Origin of the sequence: Dermatobacter hominis (assembly GCF_020715685.1) — a bacterium.
In the GTDB taxonomy this organism is placed as follows: Bacteria; Actinomycetota; Acidimicrobiia; order Acidimicrobiales; family Microtrichaceae; genus Dermatobacter; species Dermatobacter hominis.
Genome location: NZ_CP085840.1, coordinates 3,451,585 through 3,471,896 on the forward strand (window position 1 = coordinate 3,451,585; position 20,312 = coordinate 3,471,896).

Sequence of the window (20,312 nt, forward strand, 5' to 3'; positions counted from 1 at the left end):
ATCCGGCCCGACCGGTGGTCGGGACGGCACCCGGGCGGTTTTGACGGCGGCTCCGGCGTCCACTGAACTGCCCCGGTACCGCTGGGACCGGGATCTCTCCCGGTCCGCGCCCGCGTCGCCCCAGGGGGTGGGCTCCACGGGTGAGCCGGTGCGGGCCTGACACGACCATCGCGAGGGATTCAATGTTGCAGACGTTCGCCGCCGAGGGCGGCTACCAGATCTTCACGCTCGGGGGAGCGGAGTGGTTCTGGCTGATCTTCGCCGTGGCGGTCGCCCTGATCGCCCTGGTGGCCGGCTGGATCATGATGCAGGGCGTCCTGCGCAACGACACCGGCACCGCCGAGATGGGCGAGATCGCCTCTGCGGTGCAGGAGGGCGCGATGGCCTACATCAAGCGCCAGTTCCGCACGATCCTGATCATCGTCGTGCCGCTCGCCGTCGTCGTGTTCATCACCTCGACAGAGGTGCTGAACGTGTCGGGCACCGAGGGCCTCGACCGGGTCCAGTCGGGCATCTTCCGCACCCTCGCGTTCCTCGCCGGCGCCCTGTTCTCCGGCTTCATCGGCTTCGTCGGCATGTGGCTCGCCACGCGGGCCAACGTGCGCACCGCCGCCGCAGCCAAGACCGGCTCGATGGACGCCGCCCTCCAGGTGGCGTTCCGCGCCGGCGGCACGATCGGCCTCTTCACCGCCGGCCTGGGTCTGCTCGGCGCCACGCTCATCGTGATGATCTTCCAGAACACGGCCTCCGCGATCCTCGTCGGGTTCGGGTTCGGCGGCTCGCTGCTCGCCCTGTTCCTCCGCGTCGGCGGCGGCATCTTCACCAAGGCGGCCGACGTCGGCGCCGACCTCGTCGGCAAGGTGGAGGCCGGCATCCCCGAGGACGACAAGCGGAACCCGGCGACGATCGCCGACAACGTCGGGGACAACGTCGGCGACTGCGCCGGCATGGCCTCGGACCTCTTCGAGTCCTTCGGCGTCGTCCTCGTCGCCAACATCATCCTCGGCGTGACCGCCTTCCGGGCGATCGGCATCGGCGGCGCCAACGCCGCCAAGGGCCTGATCTTCCCGCTGGCGATGATGGCCGTCGGCCTGCTCGCCTCGCTCGTGTCGATCTACCTGGTCAAGGCCCGGGCCGGCGAGACCGACGCCCTGAAGCCGATCAACCGCGGCCTCAACATCGCCTCGGTCATCGCGCTGGTGGGCGCGGCGGTCATCGCCTTCGCCTACGTCGGCGACCCCCGCGGCGCCGAGGTCAGCAACGTCGGCCTCCGCATGTTCCTGGCCATCGTGGCCGGCGTCGTGCTCGGCCAGGCCGCCAGCCGCATCACGCAGTACTACACGTCGAGCCAGTTCCAGCCCGTGAAGGACATCGCCGAGTCGGGCCGCACCGGTCCCGCCACCGTGGTGCTGTCGGGCATCTCGTCCGGCATGGAGTCCGCGGTGTGGGCGGTCGTCGCCATCGCCGTCGCCATCCTCGTCGGCCTCGGCCTCGGCGGGGGCAGCTCGCTGTTCGCCTTCTACATGGTCGCCCTGACCGGCATCGGCATGCTGTCGACCACCGGCATCGTCGTCGCCGAGGACACCTTCGGTCCGATCGCCGACAACGCCCAGGGCATCGCCGAGATGTCGGGCGAGCTCGAGGGCGAGACCGAGCGGATCCTCGACGGCCTCGACACGGTGGGCAACACCACCAAGGCCGTCACCAAGGGCTTCGCGATCGGCTCGGCGGTCATCGCGGCGGTGGCGCTGTTCGCCTCGTTCCGCGAGACGATCGCCTCGACCGCGCAGACAGGCGTCGGCAACGCCGTCCGGGAGCTCGACGTGGCCGCGGCGTTCGACGCGATCTCGATCAACATCGCGGATCCGAAGACGTTCGCCGGCGCCCTCGTCGGCGGCACGGTCGTGTTCCTCTTCTCGTCGCTCGCCATCCTCGCCGTGGGCCGCACCGCCGGCACCGTGGTCCAGGAGGTGCGCCGCCAGTTCCGGGAGAAGCCCGGGATCATGGACTACTCCGAGAAGCCCGACTACGGCCCGGTCATCGACATCTGCACCGGTGCCGCCCTGCGCGAGCTGACCACCCCGGCCCTGCTGGCGGTGCTCATGCCGGTGGTCGTCGGCTTCGGCCTCGGCGCCTACGCCCTCGGCGGCTACCTGGCCGCGACGATCGTGGTCGGCGCCCTGATGGCCAACTTCCTGTCGAACTCGGGCGGTGCCTGGGACAACGGCAAGAAGTACATCGAGGAGGGCAACCTCGGCGGCAAGGGCTCCGACGTCCACAAGGCCGTGGTGATCGGCGACACCGTCGGCGACCCGTTCAAGGACACCGCCGGCCCGGCGATCAACCCGCTCATCAAGGTGATGAACCTGGTGTCGCTGCTGGTCCTGCCCGCGATCCTGACCCTCGACGACAACGACGTCGCCCGCTACCTGATCGCCGGCGCGGCGCTGGTCGTGGTCATCGGGTCGGTCATCTACTCGAAGTCGCAGACGACCTCGTTCGGCGACGACGAGGCGGCTGCGGCGTCGTCCTGACGCCGCAGCCCTGAACGACGCCGTCACCGCGACGGCGGGGTGGCCGAGTTGGCGTTGGATCGCCGAGAACTGCTGCGAGACTGGTCCGATGGCGTCAGGAGCACAGGCGGGGGGAGGGTCGGACCCGTGGCGACTCGGTCCGGCCGACCGTGACCAGCCGGCGGGCCGGGTCCTGCCGCTGGTGCTCGGCGGCTACCTGGAGGCGTTCCGGGACCGCGAACCCGGCGTGCGCGTCGACACCGACGCCGAGGAGCTGCACCAGTTCCGGGTGAACCTGCGGCGGGCCCGGTCGCTCATGGCGGCCGGCCGGCACGTGTTCCCCGAGGAGGAGCTCGTCCTGTTGATGGCGCTGGCCTCCTGGATGGCCAACGTCACGTCGCCGGTCCGGGACCTCGACGTGCTGCTCGAGGACCTGCCGACGCTGGGCCGCCGTGTGGTGCCCGAGCTGGGCGACGGGGTGGACGACGTGGTCGCGGCGTTCGAGCGCCGGCGCGACGCCGCGTTCGACGAGCTCGTCGCCGCGCTGGACGGCGAGCGCTACCCGGTGCTGCTCCGGCGGTGGCAGGCGATGTCGACGGTGTTCCGGGTCGGCGGCGGCGAGCCCGGGCCCGACGCGCGCCGACCCACCGGCGCGGTGGCGGACGCGCTCGTGCTGCGGGCGTTCAAGCGGCTGCGCAAGCGGGGCAAGCTGGCGATGAAGACCGACGACCTCGAGGCGTGGCACGACCTGCGCAAGGCGATCAAGCGGTTCCGCTACCTGATCGCGTCGTTCGCGCCGCTCTACGAGAAGGGCAGCTTCGACAAGGTCCTCCGGGACCTGTCGGACCTCCAGGACACGCTCGGGCGGCTGCAGGACCACCACGTCCAGGCGGCGCTCATCGAGCAGACCGGTGTGGAGGAGGGCGGCCGGGCCGCGCTGGCGGCGGGCGTGCTGGCCGACTCGCTGCACCGGGACGCCGAGCAGGCCCACGCCCACTGCCGTGACGCGTGGGCCGAGTTCGACCGGCCCAAGCTGCGCCGGCGCCTCCACGCCCTCCTCGACCCCGACGACTGACGCCCAACCCGTCTTTGACCCCCACCCCGTCTCTGACCCCACCCCGCTCTGACCCCCGGTTTCTGACGCCACCAAGTGGGCTCTGTGACGCACGGATGACATGAGAACCCGCTGGGGCGCGGTCCCCGGTGACGGTCGTCAGGGGGCCGTGCCAGTCTGGCCGCCATGCCTGATGCGCACCGCCCCCGGCCCGACGGCACCGACGAGGTCGACGACCGCCGGCTGGCCACGATCCGCAGCCTGCTCGCCAAGGCCGAGGCCACCGAGTTCCCCGAAGAGGCCGAGGCGTTCTTCAACAAGGCGTCCGAGCTCATCGCCCGCTTCGCCATCGACGAGGCCGTGCTCTGGGCGGCCCGGTCCACCGCCAGGGAGCAGCCGACGGAGATGCGCCTGGTCGTCCACGCGCCGTACGTCGGTCAGAAGGCGGTCCTCGTCGGCGGGGTGGCCCGTGCCCACGGGTGCCGGGCGATCCGCTTCGGCGCCGGGTCGGCCCGCGAAGGAGAGGTGATCGCGATCGTCGGGTTCCCCACGGACCTGCGCTGGGTGGAGACGCTGGTGACCAGCCTGATGGTCCAGCTCACGTCGGCCATGCTCGCCCGATACCCGAAGGGCCTGAGCTCGTCGCAGTCGGCGGGGTGGCGGCGCAGCTTCATCATCGGCTTCGCCGAGGAGGTGGGCACCCGCCTCCAGGCCGACCGCGAGGTCGCCGCCCGGGACGCCGACGCCGCCCACGCCGACGCCCGTCGGGGCAACCAGGGCGAGCACTCCGTGTCGCTGGTCCTCGTCGAGCGGTCCGAGGAGGTGCGCGACGAGTTCCGCAAGCGCTTCCCGTACACCCAGACCACCCGGGCCTCGACCGGCGGCTCCCGGGCCGGGCACCACGCCGGTCGGGCGGCGGGCCGGGACGCCGCCCTCACGCGGGACGCGGTGGGCGGGCGGCGGACCTTGCCCCGTGGCCGCTGAGCCCACCAGGGCCCAGGTCCGATCGGCCGCCGCGGCGTCGGACCCGGCCCGCTCGGCCGTCTACGCCGCCGAGGACGAGGCGCTGCCCGACGGTGGGCGCCGCTTCCGCCGCTTCGCCGATCTCGAGGCCTTCGTGCAACTCGCCATGGCCGAGCCGTGGTGGGAGGAGCAGTTCCCCGAGGCGCCGGTCTCGGCCGCGCTCCACCGCCGGTCGCGCGGCGCGACCTACTCGGCGGCGCACGTCACCGACGACGGGTGGGACGCCGTCATCTGGATCCGGGACGGCTCGTGGGACGCGGTGACCGTCGTGCACGAGCTCGCGCACGTCGCCGCCGGCTCGTACCGCAGCCCGCAGCGCTGGGCGGTCGAGCCCGGCCACGGACCCCGGTTCGTCGACGCGCTGTGCCGCCTGTGGCGGCGGCACCTCGGGGTGCACGCCTACGGCGCGCTGCGGCTCGCCCTCGCGGATCGCGGCGTGATCCTCGCCCACCAGGGGCCCGGCTCCGGCGCCAGCGAGTAGACCTCTGCCTTCTCCCGTCGCCCGCGCACGGCGATGCGCCCGGCGGGCTGCCACTCCTCGGGCCGGCCCGCGGCGTCGACGGTGGCCCGGGTCGCCAGCACGCCGGTGCCGTCGTCCTTGGCCAGGTCGCACAGCCGGGAGGCCACGTTCACGACGTCGCCGATCACGGTGTACTCGAACCGCTCGGGTGTCCCGACGAACCCGGCGATCACCTCGCCGGTGGCGACGCCGATGCCGGCCCGCAGCAGGCCGTCGGAGCGTTCGAGCTCGCGGGGGATCGCCGCTGCGGCCCGCAGCGCTCGCGCCGCGTGGTCCGGCTCGTCCTGCGGTGCGCCGAAGAGGCAGAGGGCGGCGTCGCCCTCGAACTTGTTGATCCAGCCGCCCTCCCGGTCGACGACGGCGACAACGATCGAGAAGAAGCGGTTGAGCATGCCGACGACGTCCTCGGGGCTGTGGCGCTCCGAGAACCGGGTGTAGCCGCGGAGGTCGACGAACAGCACCGTGACCTCGCGGCGGTCCCCGGTCCGGGTGGGCTCGTCGTGGGACAGCGCCAGGTCCGCGAGGTCGGCCTGCCCGACCTGGCGACCGAAGAGGTCGCGCAGCGCTTCGCGCTCGCGGATGCCGGCGACGAGGTCGTTGACGCCCTCGGCCAGCCGGCCGAGCTCGCCGAGGTCGTCGACCGGCACGTGCACGTCGAGGTCGCCCTGCTCGATCCGGCGCAGCGCGTCGCGCACGCGGTTCAGCGGGCGCGACACCGAGATGGACGCGATCGCCATCACGAGGCCGCCCGCGAGCGCACCGACGACTGCGATCCAGGCGAGGCGATCGCCGTCGAGCGGCACCGGCGCGATCAGCGGGTTGAGCCCGATGGCCAGCAGCGGGACGGCGCTGCCCAGCAGCCACGCCAGCATCAGCCGGGGCAGCACGTCCCGGCGGTCCTCGGGCAGCTCGGCGTCGACGAGCGCCAGCGCGTAGAGCGGTCGGAAGTACCCCTCGAGCAGCAGGTAGAGCAGCGTGCAGGTGATCACGCCGGCCAGGGCGAGGCCGAACGAGATGCGCTGCACGTCCTGGTTGATCGCGCCGAACAGGATCGCGGCGCCGAACCACGACACGAGCGCGGACAGCGTCTCGAAGGCGGGGAGGCTGAACAGGAACCGGCGCTGGCGCTCCGACGGCGGGTTGCCGAGCCGGACCCAGCTCACCGCCCGGCGGAGGAGCAGCGCATTGATCGGGAACGCCACGAGGACCATCACGCCCACGTAGATGCCGAACGCGATCAGGTTGATCGTGCGGGACTCGAGCTCGCCCTCGGCGGAGCCGGGGAACAGGAACTGGAAGTAGGCGACGACCGCGGCCAGGCCGAGGCCGTTGGCGAGCAGCTGGAGCAGCACGACGCCCCGGACGGTGGCGCGGGCCCGCGCCGGTCCCGGGACGTCCAGCGCGGCCTGCTCCACGCCGCGGCAGTGTACGGGTCCGACCCCCGCTCGACCCGATGCCGCCTCCGGATCCGTCGCACCGCAGGGTGCTCGGGGACGGGTCCGGCCGCTGGGTGATTCCCCCAGTCGCTCGACCTCGGACCGTCGGCGATGGTTCCATCCGGGTCGGTGATTCGGCCGGTCGACGAGGACCGGCGGGGGGCGATGGAGGCGGGGATGGCTGAGGGACAGGTCCGGACCGGGCGCGCCCGATGGGTCCAGCTGCTCGTTGTCGTGGTCGTGGCGCTGGGGTGGGCGGCGGCGCCGTTGGCCTCGGCCGGTGCCGCCGACGCACCCGGGACGATCAGCGGTCGGGTCACCGGCCCGAACGGCGACCCGGTGGGTCCGTCGTCCGGGATCTGCGCCCTGCTCGGCAACTCCTCGAGCGGCTGGTCGAACCTCGCCGCCGACGGCACCTACACGTTGACGAACGTCGAGCCGGGCGTGTGGTCGGTGAAGTTCGAGTACTGCTCGTCCAGCGCCGTCCGGACGTACGCACCCGAGTACTACCCGGACATCCACGTGCGAACCGGCGCCGCGCTCCCCAACATCTCCGTCGCCGCCGGGCAGACCGTGACGGGCATCGACGCCCAGCTGGAGGTGGGGGGCACGATCAAGGTCAAGGCGGTCGATCCCGCCAACGCACCGCTCGCCGATCTGTGCGTCTCTGCGGAGGACCCGCCCGACGCAGTGGGGATCCCGAGCGTCGGGAACCTGCCGACCGTCGGTTCCGGCATGACCGCTGCCGACGGCACGGCGACGCTGTCCGGCCTGCCGACCGGCGACTACTTCGTGCTCGTCCGGGAGTGCGACTTCGCCCACCCGGTGCACATCGGCCTCGCCCGGTACCAGTACCTCGGGGGCGGGTTCGACCAGGGGACCGCCGCCCGGGTCCTCGTCGCCCCGGGGGTGACCGTGACGCCGACGGTCACGGTGAGCGCCGGCGCGACCGTGACGGGCCGCGTCACGCGGGCCGGCCAGCCGGTCGGCGGGACCTGCGTCTACTGGGACGGCCGGGACAAGGCCGAGGAGATCTCCACGACCACCGACGCCGACGGCAACTACACGTTGCGCGGCATCACGCCGACGGTCCCCGGCAAGGTCTACGCCTGCGGCACCGCCACCACGACCACGACCTGGTACCCGCAGGCGTCGTCGCGCTGGACGGCGGATCCGACCCCGTTCGCGCCCGGCTCGACCCAGGTCCGCGACATCCAGCTGCAGTCGATCAACACCGTGGGCGTGATCATCCGCGGCCTCCCGAACCCCACCGGGTGCGAGGTCGTGGTCACCGACAACCTGGGCAACGTCCAGCGGGTCGGGCTCCGACCGACCGCGCTGGCCCAGGCCTACGTGGCCGACGCCTTCGGGCTCCCGTCCGCGGCCCGGAGTGCGAACCTCGAGTGCGGCGGCAAGCGGGTCGGAGTCGGCCAGGTGCCCGACTCGTCGACCCCGTTCTGGCAGAACTGGTTCCCGCAGCCGGCGGTCATCTCGATCGCCTACGACGTCGCCGGTCCGGCCATCAACGCGACCCCGTCGGTCGTCGGCCGGTGGTCCCGCACCCCGGTGACGGTCAGCTTCTCCTGCACCGACGCCGGCTCCGGCGTGGCCTCGTGCCCGGCTCCCGTGGTGCTCGGCGAGGGCCAGGCCGTGTGGGTGAGCGCGACCGACAAGGGCGGGAACGTGTCGTGGATCCCGGTCGGACCGGCGCTCGTCGACGCCACGCCGCCACGGCCGGCGATCACCGGCGACGGTCGGACGTTCAAGAAGGGCCAGCCGCTCGCGCTCGGGTGCGACATGGTCGACGACCGCTCGGGGCTCGCGTGGGTGCGCTCGGACTGCCCGGCGTGGGGTTCGACGTCGCTGCCCGTGGGCACCCACCGGTTCACGGTGACGGCGTCGGACTGGGCCGGCAACGTCACGACGACCACCGCCACGATCACCATCGTGAAGTGACCCCTGACCGCTTTGTCACGCCTGGCGGTGCCGTTCGGGGCCGCCAGCCGTGACAGAGCTCGCAGGGCGACCCACCGAGGTGCGGTCGGGAAGGTCTGCCCAGGGGGACCAGGTCTCTGGGTAACCCTGCGGATTGCCGGTGCCCGGGCCGTCGGTCACCCTTGGGCCATGGCGTCGGAACCAGGCGGGGCTCCGAACCTGACCGCTCCGGAGATCGAGGAAGCCCGTGCGCTGCTGCGCCGGTCCGACGAGGAGTCCCGGCGGTCGGGTCTGATGATGGTGGACCGGTGGGGCGACCGGCCGCCCGATCCCGCAGCGGCCAGCGCCCTGCTCAGGGCGGCGACCCTGGCGTACCCCTGGGTCCGCAGCCAGCGCGTCGACCCCGCCCTCCGACTCATCCGGTTGCTGTGCCGGTCACCGCGTTCGGTCGAGGTCCGGGAGGTCGAAGCGGCCTACCTCGTCTCGGCCGAGCGGGTGCGCCGGGTGCTGCTCCACCTGCTGGCCCTGCGGCGCGACGCCGAGGGCGTGGTGTCGCTGTCGTTCCTGATCGGTCCCGACGGCCCCGCCGACCTGCTGCCGCTGCCCACGGGCGGGCTGCTCACCCCGGCCCTCTCGGTCCCCGGATCGGCGGACATGGTGCCGTCGCTCGTCCACGTCGCGTCCCGGCCCGGCTGGGCGTGGCACGCGGCCGAGCTGCTCCAGCAGCTGGTCGAGGAGGGGCGCCTGGACGAGGGCCAGCACCGCGCGGTCGCCCGGGGCCTCGCCCCGGTGGTGGCGTCGCTGGTCGAGGCGTGCGACCGGGCCACGCTCGGCACGGCCACGTCCGCGGGCGCGCCGTCCGACGGCGAGCGGCCCGGCCGTGACGTCACCCGCGCCGACCGGTTCCGCCTGCGGTCGCTGGTCTCGCTGTTCCGGGCCCTGCCCGGCGACGTGTCGGCGCCGGTGCTGCGCCGGGTCCTCGCCTCGGCCGACGCCCGGGTCAGCGCGCTGGGGGCGACCGCCCTGCTGTCGGCGGGCCAGCCCATCGCACCCGAGCGGCTGGACCTCGTCGCGCGCGACCCCGAGGCGCGGGCCGAGCTGCTCGACGGCCTCGACGAGATCGACCGCCTCGCCGACCTCGCGCCGCGGTGGCGCTCCGGCCGGTCGAGGGCCGAGGCCGAGCTGGTCCGGTGGCTCGCCGCCGACACCGAGCTGGGTGCCCGGCCCGACGAGCTCGAGCACGTGGTGACGATGGCCGCCGGCGAGCACCCCGACGACGGGGCGGTCCACATGTTCCGCTTCCGACTGCGGGCCCCGCACTGGTCGTCGGCCCGGGGGTGGATGATCGGCGCGGCCGGGCCGTACCGGGAGGACGGTTCCGTCGCCGAGGGCTTCGACGCCTTCGCCTCGTCGGTGTACTCCGCCGAGGACGAGGACGAGCTGGACGGCCACCTCGACACGATCCTCGACTCGCTCGGGGTCTGGCCCGACGCCGACGAGCTCTGACCGCTGCCCCGCCGGGGTCCGGGGAACTAGCCTCGGCGCCATGGGGACGGGGCCGACGCCCGGGCCGGACCACGTGCGTCCCGGCTACGTCCGGGGGCTGCACGAGGTCGCCGACGGCGTCCACGCGTACCTGCAGCCCGACGGCGGCTGGGGGTGGTCGAACGCCGGGCTGATCACGGGCGACGGCGGCTCGCTGCTCGTCGACACGTTGTTCGACTCGAACCTCACCCGCGAGATGCTCGACTCGATGCGGCCGATCACCGGCACCCGGCCGATCGGCACGCTCGTCAACACCCATGCCAACGGCGACCACTGCTACGGCAACGGGCTGGTTGGCGATCCCGCCGCCAGCGGGTCGGCGGGATCGGTCGAGATCATCGCCTCACGGGCGACGGCCGAGGAGATGGACGACGTCCCTCCCGAGCTGCTCGGCGCCATGGTCGACAACGACCTCGGCGACGAGGACCTCAACCGCTACGTCGACGCGGCGTTCGGCCGGTTCGACTTCGCCGGTGCCACGCCCGCCCCGCCGACGCGCACCTTCGACGGGTCGCTGGGCCTCGACGTCGCCGGCACCGCCGTCGAGCTGATCGAGGCCGGGCCGGCCCACACCGCGGGCGACGTGATCGTCCACGTGCCGGACGCGGGCGTCGTCTTCGTCGGCGACCTCGGCTTCATCGGCGGCACGCCGATCGTGTGGGCCGGACCGCTCGGCAACTGGTGCGACGCGATCGACCTGGTCGCCGGGCTCGGCGTCCACACCGTGGTCCCCGGCCACGGTCCGGTGTGCGGGGTGGCCGAGCTGCTCGAGGTCCGCGACTACCTCTGCCACGTGGAGCGCGAGGCGACCGAGCGGTTCGAGGGCGGCATGTCGGCCGAGGAAGCGATCGCCGACATCGACCTCGACCGGTGGGCGGACCTCGGCGAGCGCGAGCGCATCGTCGTCAACGTCCACACCGTCTACCGGCACCTGGACCCCGACGCCCCCCGGCCCGACGTGCTCGAGCTGTTCCGCCAGATGGCGGTCTACGGCCGCTCGTGAGGGCGCCGGTCAGTATGCGGTGATGCCCCGGCCGATCGAGTCGAGCGCCTTCAGCGCGCCCGGGTGGCGGGCCACGCGGCGGTAGAGCTTCTCGGTCAGCTCCTTGCCCTCGCGGTCCTCGACGGCCTCCTCGTACGAGGCGCCGAAGCGGTCGACGATGGCCTGCTCGGTCGCGAGCTCCTCGGCGGAGGGCTGGGCGTCGGGCAGGTCGACCGGGAACTCCTCGAGCTCCCCGGCGTCGAGCCAGATGAACTGGTTCTCCACGTCGACGTCCACGACGACGGTGGCCGTGGTCGGGCCATCGCCGGCCTGGCCCTCGGGGACCTCGTCCTCGTCGACCTCGACGGTGACGCGGGCCATCGGCGCGCCGTGGAACGGACTCGGGAGCGGCCCGGGCGCCGCGGTGCGGGCCTGCTGCCAGATCTGCGCGATCTCGTCCTCCTGGAGCCGCTCGTAGCTCTCGGAGAGGGTCATGGCGAGGCCGTGGCCGTTCGGGCACGTCCAGCAGTGGAAGGTGTCGGTGCCGTCGGCGCTGGGCGTGCCGCCCAGGTGCAGGTCCGCCGAGCAGACCGGGCAGCTCGGCACGGACACGCCGGTGGGCGGGTGGCTCAGATCTGCGTCAAGGGTCACCCCGTCAACGGTAACGACCGACCTCCCGGATTCCACCCGCTCCTCCCGTCGGCATCCTCGGACCGGGGGTCGTGCGGCTCCGGCCCAGGACCAGAACGGCGGGTGACGGGGCGAGGTGGAGGGCTAGCGTCGACCGGGTGAGCGAGGGAGCCTCCAGCACGGCCGCCGTGACGGTGGACCGGGACGGCCCGGTCACGATCGTGACCATCGACCGTCCCGAGGTGCGCAACGCCGTCGACGGGCCCACCGCCCAGCTCCTCGCCGACGCGTTCCGGGCCTTCGACGCCGACGACGACGCGTCGGTCGCGGTGCTCGCCGGGTCCGGCGGCACGTTCTGCTCGGGCGCCGACCTCATCGGCTTCAGCGACGGCCGGGGCAACCGGGTCTCCGAGGACGTGGCCGACGACGGCCCGATGGGCCCCACCCGCATGCAGCTGTCCAAGCCGGTGATCGCCGCCGTCGAGGGCTACGCGGTGGCCGGCGGGCTCGAGCTCGCGCTGTGGTGCGACCTCCGCGTCGCCGCGGAGGACGCCACGTTCGGCGTGTACTGCCGGCGCTGGGGCGTGCCGCTGATCGACGGCGGGACCGTCCGGCTGCCCCGCCTGATCGGTCACAGCCACGCGCTCGACCTCATCCTCACCGGCCGGGGCGTGTCGGGCGACGAGGCCCAGACGATGGGTCTCGCCAACCGGCTGTGCCCCCCGGGCCAGGCCCTCGAGGCGGCCGTGGCGCTCGCCCACCAGGTCGCCGGCTTCCCGCAGGTGTGCATGCGATCGGACCGGCGATCCAGCTACGACCAGTGGGACCTCCCGTTCGTCGAGGCGATGGCCCGGGAGACCGAGCTCGGCCTCGAACCGATCCGCTCGGGCGAGACGTTCGCCGGGGCCGAGCGCTTCGCCGGCGGCGAGGGCCGCGGCGGCGCCGGCGTCTGACCGCAGGCCCGGCCCGTCGTGCGCCGGTCGGATCCCGCACAGCCCGAGCCGCACCCCGCTCGCACCGACACCCAGACGAGGAGCCTCCGTTGACCGGTCCCGACCTGTCGCCCAAGCCCGCCACGCCGAGCACCGCCGCGGCGAACGACCGCGTGGCCGGGTCGCTGCCGTTCGCCGACCGGACGGACTTCGACCTTGCGGAGCGGGGTCGCGTGACGTCGTCACCGCAGCGCCAGATCACCGGCGAGGGCGGAGGGGTCACCTGGGACCTGGACTCGTGGTCGTTCCTCGAGGGCCCTGCGCCCGACACCGTGAACCCGAGCCTCTGGCGGCAGTCGCAGCTCTGCTCGATCGAGGGCCTGTTCGAGGTCGTCGACGGCATCCACCAGGTGCGGGGCTTCGACCTGTCCAACATCACGTTCGTCCGCGGGGAGACGGGCTGGATCGTGATCGACCCGCTGACGTCGGCCGAGACCGCCCGGGCCGCGCTCGACCTGGCGAACCAGGAGCTCGGCGAGCGTCCGGTCAGGGCGGTGATCTACACCCACAGCCACGTCGACCACTTCGCCGGCGTGCGGGGCATCACGACCGACGAGGACGTCGCCGCGGGGCGCGTCCGCATCATCGCCCCGTCCGGTTTCCTCGAGGCCGCGATCTCCGAGAACGTCATCGCCGGCAACGTGATGACCCGCCGCGCCACCTACATGTACGGCACGCTCCTGCCCCGGGGGCCGCAGGGCCTCGTGGGGAGCGGGCTGGGCCAGACCGCCCCGCTCGGCACGTTCGGGCTGATCGCGCCGACCGAGCTCATCTCGGCGACGGGGACCGAGCTCGTCGTCGACGGCGTGCGGATCGAGTTCCAGCTCACGCCGGGGACCGAGGCGCCGGCCGAGATGAACTTCCTGTTCCCCGACCACCGGGCGCTGTGCATGGCCGAGAACTGCACGGCGGTGTTCCACAACGTCTACACGCCCCGCGGTGCCCAGATCCGCGACGCGCTCGGCTGGTCGACCTACCTGCACGAGTCGCTGGAGCTCTACGCCGACCGAGCGGATGTCAGCTTCGCCAGCCACCACTGGCCGAGGTGGGGCGCCGAGGCGATGCGCCACCACCTCGCCTCGCAGCGCGACCTCTACCGGTACCTCCACGACCAGACGATGCGCCTGGCCAACCACGGCCTGACGATGCTGGAGATCGCCGAGGAGCTGGCGCTGCCGCCCTCGCTTGGCGACGAGTTCTTCAACCGCGACTACTACGGCACGCTGAACCACAACGTGAAGGCCGTGTACCAGCGGTACCTCGGCTTCTTCGACGGCAACCCGGCGCACCTGCACCCGCTGCCGCCCGTGGAGTCCGGACGGCGGTACGTCGAGTTCATGGGCGGTGCCGACGAGCTGCTGCGGCGGGCGCAGGAGAGCTTCGACGCCGGCGACTACCGGTGGGTCGCGCAGGTGGTCGACCACCTCGTGTTCGCGGACCCCGAGAACATGGCGGCTCGGGCGCTGCAGGCCGACGCGCTCGAGCAGCTCGGCTACCAGTCCGAGTCGGGTCCGTGGCGGTCTTTCTACCTGACGGGTGCGCAGGAGCTCCGCACCGGCCCGCCGCCGGTCGTCGTGAAGAGCGCCGAGAAGCCCGACGTGATGGCGGCGATGACCGTCGACATGCTGCTGCAGTTCGTCGGCGTCCGGCTGAACGGGCCCCGGGCCGCGGGCCTCGACCTGTCGTTCACGCTCGAGGTGCGCGACGCATCCGCCGAGGGCGGCGGTGCCGGCGCGGGCGAGGTCCACGCCGTCGGCCTGGCCAACGGCGCGCTGCACCACCGTGCCGGCGGCCCGCACCCCGACGCGGGGGCGACGGTCAGCACGACCCACGCCGCGCTGGTCGCGGCCATCACCGCCGGTCGTCTGGATCAGCTCGCGGACGACGGGGACAGCACGGTCGACGGCGACGTCGGCGTGCTCTCGCAGCTGTCGGACCTGCTCGACGACTTCGAGCTGTTCTTCCCGATCGTCACGCCCTGACCGGACTCCCCGAGGCCGGCGCCGGGTCCGCTCAGCGCATCAGGCCCGTGCCGGTGATCAGCGGCAGGTCGAGCACCGACAGCAGCCCCGGCCGGGCCTCGCAGACGGCGGGGATCGCGTTGACGATCCGACCGGCGGTGCCGGCGAGCCCGGCGGTGTTCGGGTCGCCGTCGTCGCCCATCATCTGCAGGTCGAGCGTGTAGCTCGGGTTCCCGGTGATCTCGACGCGGTAGCCGTCGTGGCCGCGGGCCCTGGGCCACTCCGGGGCGAGCTCGTCGTCGAGCCGGGTGACGTGCTCGACCACGATCCTGGGCTCGCCGTCGACGATCCCCTGGATCTCGAACCGCAGGGCTCCCGTCGTGCCGGCCTCGACCACGCCGAAGCCGAGGTCGATGTCGACCGGCGTCGGGACCCGCTCGCTGACCTCGCGCAGCTCGGTCACCTCGACGCCCAGGCCGCCGGCGATGGCCTTGACCACGCCGCCCCAGGCGAAGCCGAGCACGCCGGGGATGAGGATCAGGGGCGTGGCGTCGAGCGGCTGACCGAAGCCCATCGTCTCGAACAGCACCTGGGGCTGGGCGTACGTGGCGTAGTTGACGATCTCCATCATCCGAACCGAGTCGACGTACTCGGCGGTGCCGGTCAGCACCAGCGGCAGGAGGTCGTTGGCGAAGCCTGGGTCGATGCCCGAGGTGAAGCACGACGTGCCGCCGGTCGTGCAGGCGTCCTCGAGCGGCGCCCGCATCATCGGGTCGACGTGGTCGGGGAACAGCAGCGGCACGACCGACGACGACACGACGTTGGCACCGGAGGCGAGGATGCGGGCCATGTCGTCGATCGCCTCGGTGGGGCGGAGGTCGGCGGTGGCGGTGTAGCAGACGCAGTCGGCGCCGAGCGCGAGCAGCTCGTCGACGTCGCTCGTCGCCGTGACCCCGAGCGGGTCGATCCCGACGATCTCGCCGGCGTCGCGGCCCGCCTTGTCGGGGCTGCTGACCCACAGGCCGACGAGCTCGAGGTCGGGGTGGCGGGCGATGAGGCGGGTCGCGTGGCGCCCCACGTTGCCCGTGCTCCACTGGATCACCCGGTACGTCATCAGATCCCCCTGTCGTCGGTGCGGTCGCCGGCCGCTCACTTCGTCGGCGATCGTCGCGGCCGCAACCTACCGGGCTGCCATCATGCGGTGATGGGCGACGCCGCTGACCGACCGACGATCCTCCTGGCGATGATGCCGGGGCTCCTCGACTACGCCTTCACCCCGGAGCAGCGGGCCCGGCTCGACGCGGTCGGCGAGGTCCTCAACGGGGGCGAGCCGCTGGACGACCTGTCATCGCCCGAGTCGCTCGACCTGCTCGCCCGCGCCGACGTGCTGGTCGGCCACTGGGGCTGCCCGACGTTGACCGAGGAGGTCATGGCCGCCGCGCCCCGGCTGCAGCTGTTCGCGTACGCCGCCGGGACGGTGAAGTGGCAGGTGACCGACGCGGTGTGGGAGCGCGACGTCCGGGTGACCTCGGCGGCGGCCGCCAACGCCGTGCCCGTGGCCGAGTACACGGTGGCGGCGATCCTGTTCGCCAACAAGGGCGTCTTCTCGTTCGCGGCGCGGGAGCGCGACCCCGAGGCGTTGGTGCCGATCGACCCGACCCGCATCGGCAACGTCGGCCGGCGCGTCGGCCTGGTCGGCGCGTCGCACGTCGGTCGCATCGTCATCGAGCTGCTGCAGCCCTACGACCTCGAGCTCGCCGTGGCCGACCCGTACCTGTCCGACGAGGACGCCCGCTCGCTCGGCGTCGCCCGCATGGAGCTCGACGAGCTGTGCGCGTGGGCGGAGCTGCTCAGCCTCCATGCCCCGGAGGTCGAGGCCACCAAGGGGATGATCGGCGCGGCGCAGCTGACGGCCATGCCCGACGGCGCCACGTTGGTGAACACGGCCCGCGGCGGTCTGATCGACGAGGACGCGCTGGTCGCCGAGCTGTCGACCGGACGGATCGCGGCCGTGCTCGACGTGACCGCGGTGGAGCCGACCCCGGCCGACTCGCCCCTGCGGACGCTGCCCAACGTGTTCCTCACCCCGCACGTCGCCGGCGCCGCCGGCACCGAGATGGTGCGACTGGCCGAGCTGGCCGTCGAGGAGGTCGAGCGGTGGTCGCGGGGCGAGCCGGCGCGCTACCCGGTCGTCGCGGCCGACCTGGACCGCATCGCCTGACCCGCCCGGGTCGCGCCACCCGCCCGCCCGCTCTGTTCCACCTTTTCGACGCGGCAACGTCGAAAAGGTGGAACAAAGCGGGCCGGGGAGCAGTGCGGGTGGGTCAGCGGCCGGCGAGGACGTCCTCGAAGAGGGCGAGGGTCCGGGCCGAGATGAGGTCCCACGCCAGCTCGTCGCGGCGGACGACCGCCGCCCGCCGGGCGGAGCGCACCGCCTCGGGGTCGAGCGCGTCGAGCGCGGCGGCGACCGAGTCCGCGGTGTGGCCGACGTCGATGCCGGCGTCGCCGAGCACCTCGACGAGGAAGCTCCAGTCCGAGCGCAGCACCGGCATGCCGAGCCCGACGGCGTCGAAGACCGTGCCGGTGGCGAGCATCTCGCCCTCGGGGTCGAACGGCATCGCCAGCAGGTCGCACACGGCGAGCCGCTGCGCGTAAGCGGCGCTGTCGGTCATCTCGTACGGCTCGGCCACCACGATGCGGGGGTCGTGGGGCACCTCGTCGGTGTCGGCGAGCGACCAGCACGCCACCTGGATGTCGTCGCGGGAGCTGGCGGCGACGCCGCGGAGGAACTCGACGACGAGCTTCTCCCGGCGGGGGGCCCCGACGATGCCGATGCGGAGGTCACACGGCGTCAGGCCGAGCGCGCGCTCGGCGTCGTCGCGGTCGGTGCCGGGGTGGTCGGCCCAGAGGTCGCCGAAGTGGCCATGGGGGATGACGGCGTGGAGGGCCCCGTCGGCCGACGGGTAGCGGCTGCGGAACCGCTCCATCCCGCCGTGGCTGTGGTGGATGATCGCATCGGAGCTGGTGGCCCACAGCTCGTAGATCGGGTCGAAGGCGTCGGGCCGCTTCTCGTGCGGGGTCAGGTTGTGCGCCGTCCACACGACGGGGATGCGGCGGCCCTTGACCTCCTCGACGATCGAGAGGTGGGTGGGGAGGTCGTCGAACGCCAACCACTCCGGCCAGTGGAGGTGGAGGAGGTCGACGGCGCCGGCGTCGACGGTGGCGTCGCCGAGCGGACCCCAGGGGCAGGCGACCTCGCGCACCAGCCCGGTGAGCGGCCCGTAGAGGCTGCGGTCGTAGTGGTGGCCGAAGGCGGTCGACGCGACCCGCAGCTGCGGCGTGACGGTCAGCGACACCTCGGCGCGGATCGAGCCGTCGCCGACCGGCTCGGGTTCGACCTCGACCTCGTGCACGGTCGAGAACGACGACCAGTGGCTGCGCCACTCGGCGATGCCGCTCACGTCGACCTCGTCGACGTGGACGTGCGTGCCCGCCTCGCCGTGCACGGTGACGCGCAGCGGTTGGTCGGGTCGCTCCGGGACGACGAGCGAGACGGCATCGGGTGCCCGCTCGGCCGTGACCGTCCAGCGGGCGTTCACCGTCCGCCCGCTGACCGAGTAGTCGACGGTGGCGGACCCGGGCGAGGTGTACGGCTCGGCCGGCGGGTCCATCTCGGCGCCGAAGGTGAAGGTCCCCCACGTGGCCCGCACGCCGCCGGGCCGGTGCTCGACCGAGGCCGGCACCCCTGACGGCACCGCCCGGCGGTCGCCGTGCCACAGCACCGGCAACCAGGCGGCGAGGTCCGAGTCGACCGGGACCTCGAACCGGCCCGGCGCCCTCGGGGCGGCCAGGTAGTCGCTCCGGCTGGCGCCGACGAACGGGACGACGAGGCCGCCGGTCGGACCACGGTGGGTCCACACCGATGCTGGACGGTCGCTGTCGAAGGGGATCAGCTCGTCCCGCGGGGCGAGCACCTCGCCATCGACGGCGGCCGTGAGCGCGGGGTCGGCGCGGTCGAGCTCGTTGGCGGCCCACGCCAGCTTGCCGAGGAGGTCGAGCGTCAGCTGCAGCCGGCGGAACGGGCCCCGGTACCCGTCGGCGTCCCGGTGCTGGTGCGCGTTGACCACGCCGCCGTCGAACCAGCCGGGCATCCCCGACGAGGCGAGCGCGGCCCGCCCCAGCCAGGTCGAGGCGTCGTCGCCGAGGCGCCGGGCCACGGCCAGCGCGCCGAGCTCGATCGTCAGGGCCCCCGCGAGCGGGCCGGTCGACCGACCCCACGTGACGGCGCTCCCGTCGTCGGCCATGACCCGCTCGACGAGCGCGAGCGCGGTGGCCATGCCCTCGTCCCACAGCTCGCCGAGCCGGTCGGCGAACGGCTGGGTGAACAGCCACACGTCGGCCGAGTAGATGTCGAACCGGCCGACGTGGTGGTTCGAGTCGTCGAGGTAGTGCCCGGGGTTGGACGACAGCACCGTCCGCGCCCGTTCGACGAGGTCGTCCACCACCGCTTCGTCCACCGGGAGCCCGAGGCGCAGCCGCGCCGACTCGCACCGGGCCAGGACGCCGGCGTAGTTGAGCGGCAGGATCGACTCGTCGAGGAGCGGCAGCCACTCCGACGAGTCGCAGGCGATGCGGACCTGCTCGACCTCGGCGTCGGTCAGGCCGTCGAGGAGGGGGTTGCCGTCGAAGGTCGGCCCCCATCGCAGCAGCGTCTCGGCGACCCGGTAGGAGAAGAACGTGTGGGTGCGGGTGCCGTCGATCCTCGACAGCACCGTGCGCACGGCATCGGTGAGCGGCGTCCCGGCGATCGCCTCGACGCCGCCGGCGTGGAGGTGGCCGAGGGTGTAGGCGAGGTCGGCGGCGACGTCGGGCTCGACCCGGTGGCCGCCGAACGTCGCCGGCAGCCGCCAGCCGGGGGCGTGGTCCGCGACGAGGTCCTCGACCCGCTCGACGGCGAAGCCGCGCAGCCAGCTCGCCAGGCCCGCGGCGGTGACTGGTCCCTCGGTCCCGTGCAGCATCGCGCCGACCGTACCCCGTCCCCCCACTCGCGTTCCGACGCCGGTGGGACGACCGTGGCGGTGCTCGGATGTCGCGCGAACTCGGCCGCGCGGGGCGCGGAGATCCGGCCCCGGACGCGACGGAGGGGCCGACCCGCAGGCCGGCCCCTCCGTCGACGAGATGTCAGCGACGACGCGTCAGCCGAGCGCCTTCGCCTTGAGCGCGTCGTACTCGGCCTGGTCGATCGCGCCCGAGTCGAGCAGCTGCTTGGCCTGCGCGATCTGGTCCGCTGGTGACCCGCCGCTGCCGGCGACCTGCTGGACGTAGTCGTTGAACTGCTGCTGGGCGTCGGCCTGCGCCTTGAGGTTGCGCTTGGCCATGCCGTTGCCCCGCACGATCAGGTAGATCAGCGCGGTGAGGAACGGGAAGATGATCAGGAAGATCACCCACACCGCCTTGGCCCAGCCGCTCTCCTCGTGATCCCGGAACAGATCCCCCAGGATGCTGAAGAGGATCATGAAGTACATGATCATGAAGAAGATGACCAGGGTGGTCCACAGGATCTCGCCCAGGTTCACGTCGGCCAGGATCATCGTTCGCTCCTTCGATGGGTGCCACGAACGTCGCGGACCCGCTCACACTGCCTGGGTCACCGTAGCGTGACCGACGAGCGCGACCCTGGATGATCGGGACCCGCGGGCCGTCCGGTCGTCGAGCGCCACG

15 protein-coding genes are annotated in these 20,312 nt (G+C 73.1%); 10 read left to right on the plus strand and 5 right to left on the minus strand.

What is annotated here, in order from left to right; translation table 11 throughout:
• Positions 1-182 precede the first annotated feature (182 nt).
• The 4 genes from LH044_RS16215 (at position 183) to LH044_RS16230 (ending at position 5,071) form a co-directional block, all read left to right on the plus strand.
• Entirely contained in the window at positions 183-2,534 is a 2,352-nt protein-coding gene (locus LH044_RS16215) for a sodium-translocating pyrophosphatase (RefSeq protein ID WP_227756628.1), read from the plus strand.
• 88 nt (positions 2,535-2,622) lie between these two features.
• Complete coding sequence (locus LH044_RS16220) at positions 2,623-3,588, plus strand: CHAD domain-containing protein (protein ID WP_227756629.1); 966 nt, start codon at positions 2,623-2,625, stop codon at positions 3,586-3,588.
• 165 nt (positions 3,589-3,753) lie between these two features.
• Positions 3,754-4,551: a DUF2786 domain-containing protein gene (locus LH044_RS16225; RefSeq protein ID WP_227756630.1), complete on the plus strand. Its 798-nt coding sequence runs from the start codon at positions 3,754-3,756 to the stop codon at positions 4,549-4,551.
• Entirely contained in the window at positions 4,541-5,071 is a 531-nt protein-coding gene (locus LH044_RS16230; RefSeq protein ID WP_227756631.1) for a hypothetical protein, read from the plus strand. The genes LH044_RS16225 and LH044_RS16230 overlap by 11 nt, the downstream gene beginning before the upstream one ends.
• Here the strand turns inward: LH044_RS16230 and LH044_RS16235 are convergent.
• Positions 4,990-6,525, minus strand: coding sequence for an adenylate/guanylate cyclase domain-containing protein (locus LH044_RS16235; RefSeq protein WP_227756632.1), 1,536 nt, complete (start codon positions 6,523-6,525; stop codon positions 4,990-4,992). The genes LH044_RS16230 and LH044_RS16235 overlap by 82 nt on opposite strands.
• A 198-nt stretch (positions 6,526-6,723) precedes the next feature.
• On the opposite strand from LH044_RS16235, the gene LH044_RS16240 reads away from it, so the two are divergent.
• The 3 genes from LH044_RS16240 to LH044_RS16250 all read left to right on the plus strand — a co-directional run bounded on the left by LH044_RS16240 (position 6,724) and on the right by LH044_RS16250 (position 11,029).
• Positions 6,724-8,502, plus strand: coding sequence for a hypothetical protein (locus LH044_RS16240; protein WP_227756633.1), 1,779 nt, complete (start codon positions 6,724-6,726; stop codon positions 8,500-8,502).
• Positions 8,503-8,670: 168 nt separating this feature from the next.
• Complete coding sequence (locus LH044_RS16245) at positions 8,671-9,987, plus strand: hypothetical protein (RefSeq protein WP_227756634.1); 1,317 nt, start codon at positions 8,671-8,673, stop codon at positions 9,985-9,987.
• Between the two features lie 40 nt (positions 9,988-10,027).
• Complete coding sequence (locus tag LH044_RS16250; RefSeq protein WP_227756635.1) at positions 10,028-11,029, plus strand: MBL fold metallo-hydrolase; 1,002 nt, start codon at positions 10,028-10,030, stop codon at positions 11,027-11,029.
• Positions 11,030-11,038: 9 nt separating this feature from the next.
• Here LH044_RS16250 and LH044_RS16255 read toward each other — a convergent pair whose 3' ends face one another.
• On the minus strand, positions 11,039-11,659 hold the full coding sequence (locus LH044_RS16255; RefSeq protein ID WP_227756636.1) for a hypothetical protein: 621 nt from the start codon (positions 11,657-11,659) through the stop codon (positions 11,039-11,041).
• A 137-nt stretch (positions 11,660-11,796) separates the two neighbouring features.
• Here LH044_RS16255 and LH044_RS16260 point away from each other — a divergent pair, with 137 nt between their 5' ends.
• Entirely contained in the window at positions 11,797-12,591 is a 795-nt protein-coding gene (locus LH044_RS16260; protein ID WP_227756637.1) for a crotonase/enoyl-CoA hydratase family protein, read from the plus strand.
• A gap of 89 nt (positions 12,592-12,680) precedes the next feature.
• A complete protein-coding gene (locus tag LH044_RS16265) occupies positions 12,681-14,612 on the plus strand; it encodes an alkyl/aryl-sulfatase (RefSeq protein WP_227756638.1) in 1,932 nt (643 codons plus the stop codon).
• 31 nt (positions 14,613-14,643) lie between these two features.
• Here the strand turns inward: LH044_RS16265 and LH044_RS16270 are convergent, their stop codons facing one another.
• Positions 14,644-15,705 (minus strand): NAD(P)H-dependent amine dehydrogenase family protein, encoded by a 1,062-nt coding sequence (locus LH044_RS16270; protein WP_227756639.1) that lies wholly within the window; start codon positions 15,703-15,705, stop codon positions 14,644-14,646.
• 90 nt (positions 15,706-15,795) lie between these two features.
• Here LH044_RS16270 and LH044_RS16275 point away from each other — a divergent pair, with 90 nt between their 5' ends.
• On the plus strand, positions 15,796-16,812 hold the full coding sequence (locus tag LH044_RS16275; protein ID WP_227756640.1) for a hydroxyacid dehydrogenase: 1,017 nt from the start codon (positions 15,796-15,798) through the stop codon (positions 16,810-16,812).
• Positions 16,813-16,915: 103 nt separating this feature from the next.
• Here LH044_RS16275 and LH044_RS16280 read toward each other — a convergent pair whose 3' ends face one another.
• Together LH044_RS16280 and LH044_RS16285 are read right to left on the minus strand one after the other, a co-directional pair.
• Positions 16,916-19,609 (minus strand): glycosyltransferase, encoded by a 2,694-nt coding sequence (locus LH044_RS16280; RefSeq protein ID WP_227756641.1) that lies wholly within the window; start codon positions 19,607-19,609, stop codon positions 16,916-16,918.
• Positions 19,610-19,786: 177 nt separating this feature from the next.
• A complete protein-coding gene (locus LH044_RS16285; protein WP_227756642.1) occupies positions 19,787-20,182 on the minus strand; it encodes an SHOCT domain-containing protein in 396 nt (131 codons plus the stop codon).
• Positions 20,183-20,312 lie beyond the last annotated feature (130 nt).

Bases quoted from the DNA above. Each gene is read 5' to 3' on its own strand.
- LH044_RS16215 (WP_227756628.1), top strand. From the start codon at position 183: ATGTTGCAGACGTTCGCCGCCGAGGGCGGCTACCAGATCTTCACGCTC.
- LH044_RS16220 (WP_227756629.1), top strand. From the start codon at position 2,623: ATGGCGTCAGGAGCACAGGCGGGGGGAGGGTCGGACCCGTGGCGACTC.
- LH044_RS16225 (WP_227756630.1), top strand. From the start codon at position 3,754: ATGCCTGATGCGCACCGCCCCCGGCCCGACGGCACCGACGAGGTCGAC.
- LH044_RS16240 (WP_227756633.1), top strand. From the start codon at position 6,724: ATGGCTGAGGGACAGGTCCGGACCGGGCGCGCCCGATGGGTCCAGCTG.
- LH044_RS16245 (WP_227756634.1), top strand. From the start codon at position 8,671: ATGGCGTCGGAACCAGGCGGGGCTCCGAACCTGACCGCTCCGGAGATC.
- LH044_RS16250 (WP_227756635.1), top strand. From the start codon at position 10,028: ATGGGGACGGGGCCGACGCCCGGGCCGGACCACGTGCGTCCCGGCTAC.
- LH044_RS16270 (WP_227756639.1), bottom strand. From the start codon at position 15,705: ATGACGTACCGGGTGATCCAGTGGAGCACGGGCAACGTGGGGCGCCAC.
- LH044_RS16275 (WP_227756640.1), top strand. From the start codon at position 15,796: ATGGGCGACGCCGCTGACCGACCGACGATCCTCCTGGCGATGATGCCG.
- LH044_RS16280 (WP_227756641.1), bottom strand. From the start codon at position 19,609: ATGCTGCACGGGACCGAGGGACCAGTCACCGCCGCGGGCCTGGCGAGC.
- LH044_RS16285 (WP_227756642.1), bottom strand. From the start codon at position 20,182: ATGATCCTGGCCGACGTGAACCTGGGCGAGATCCTGTGGACCACCCTG.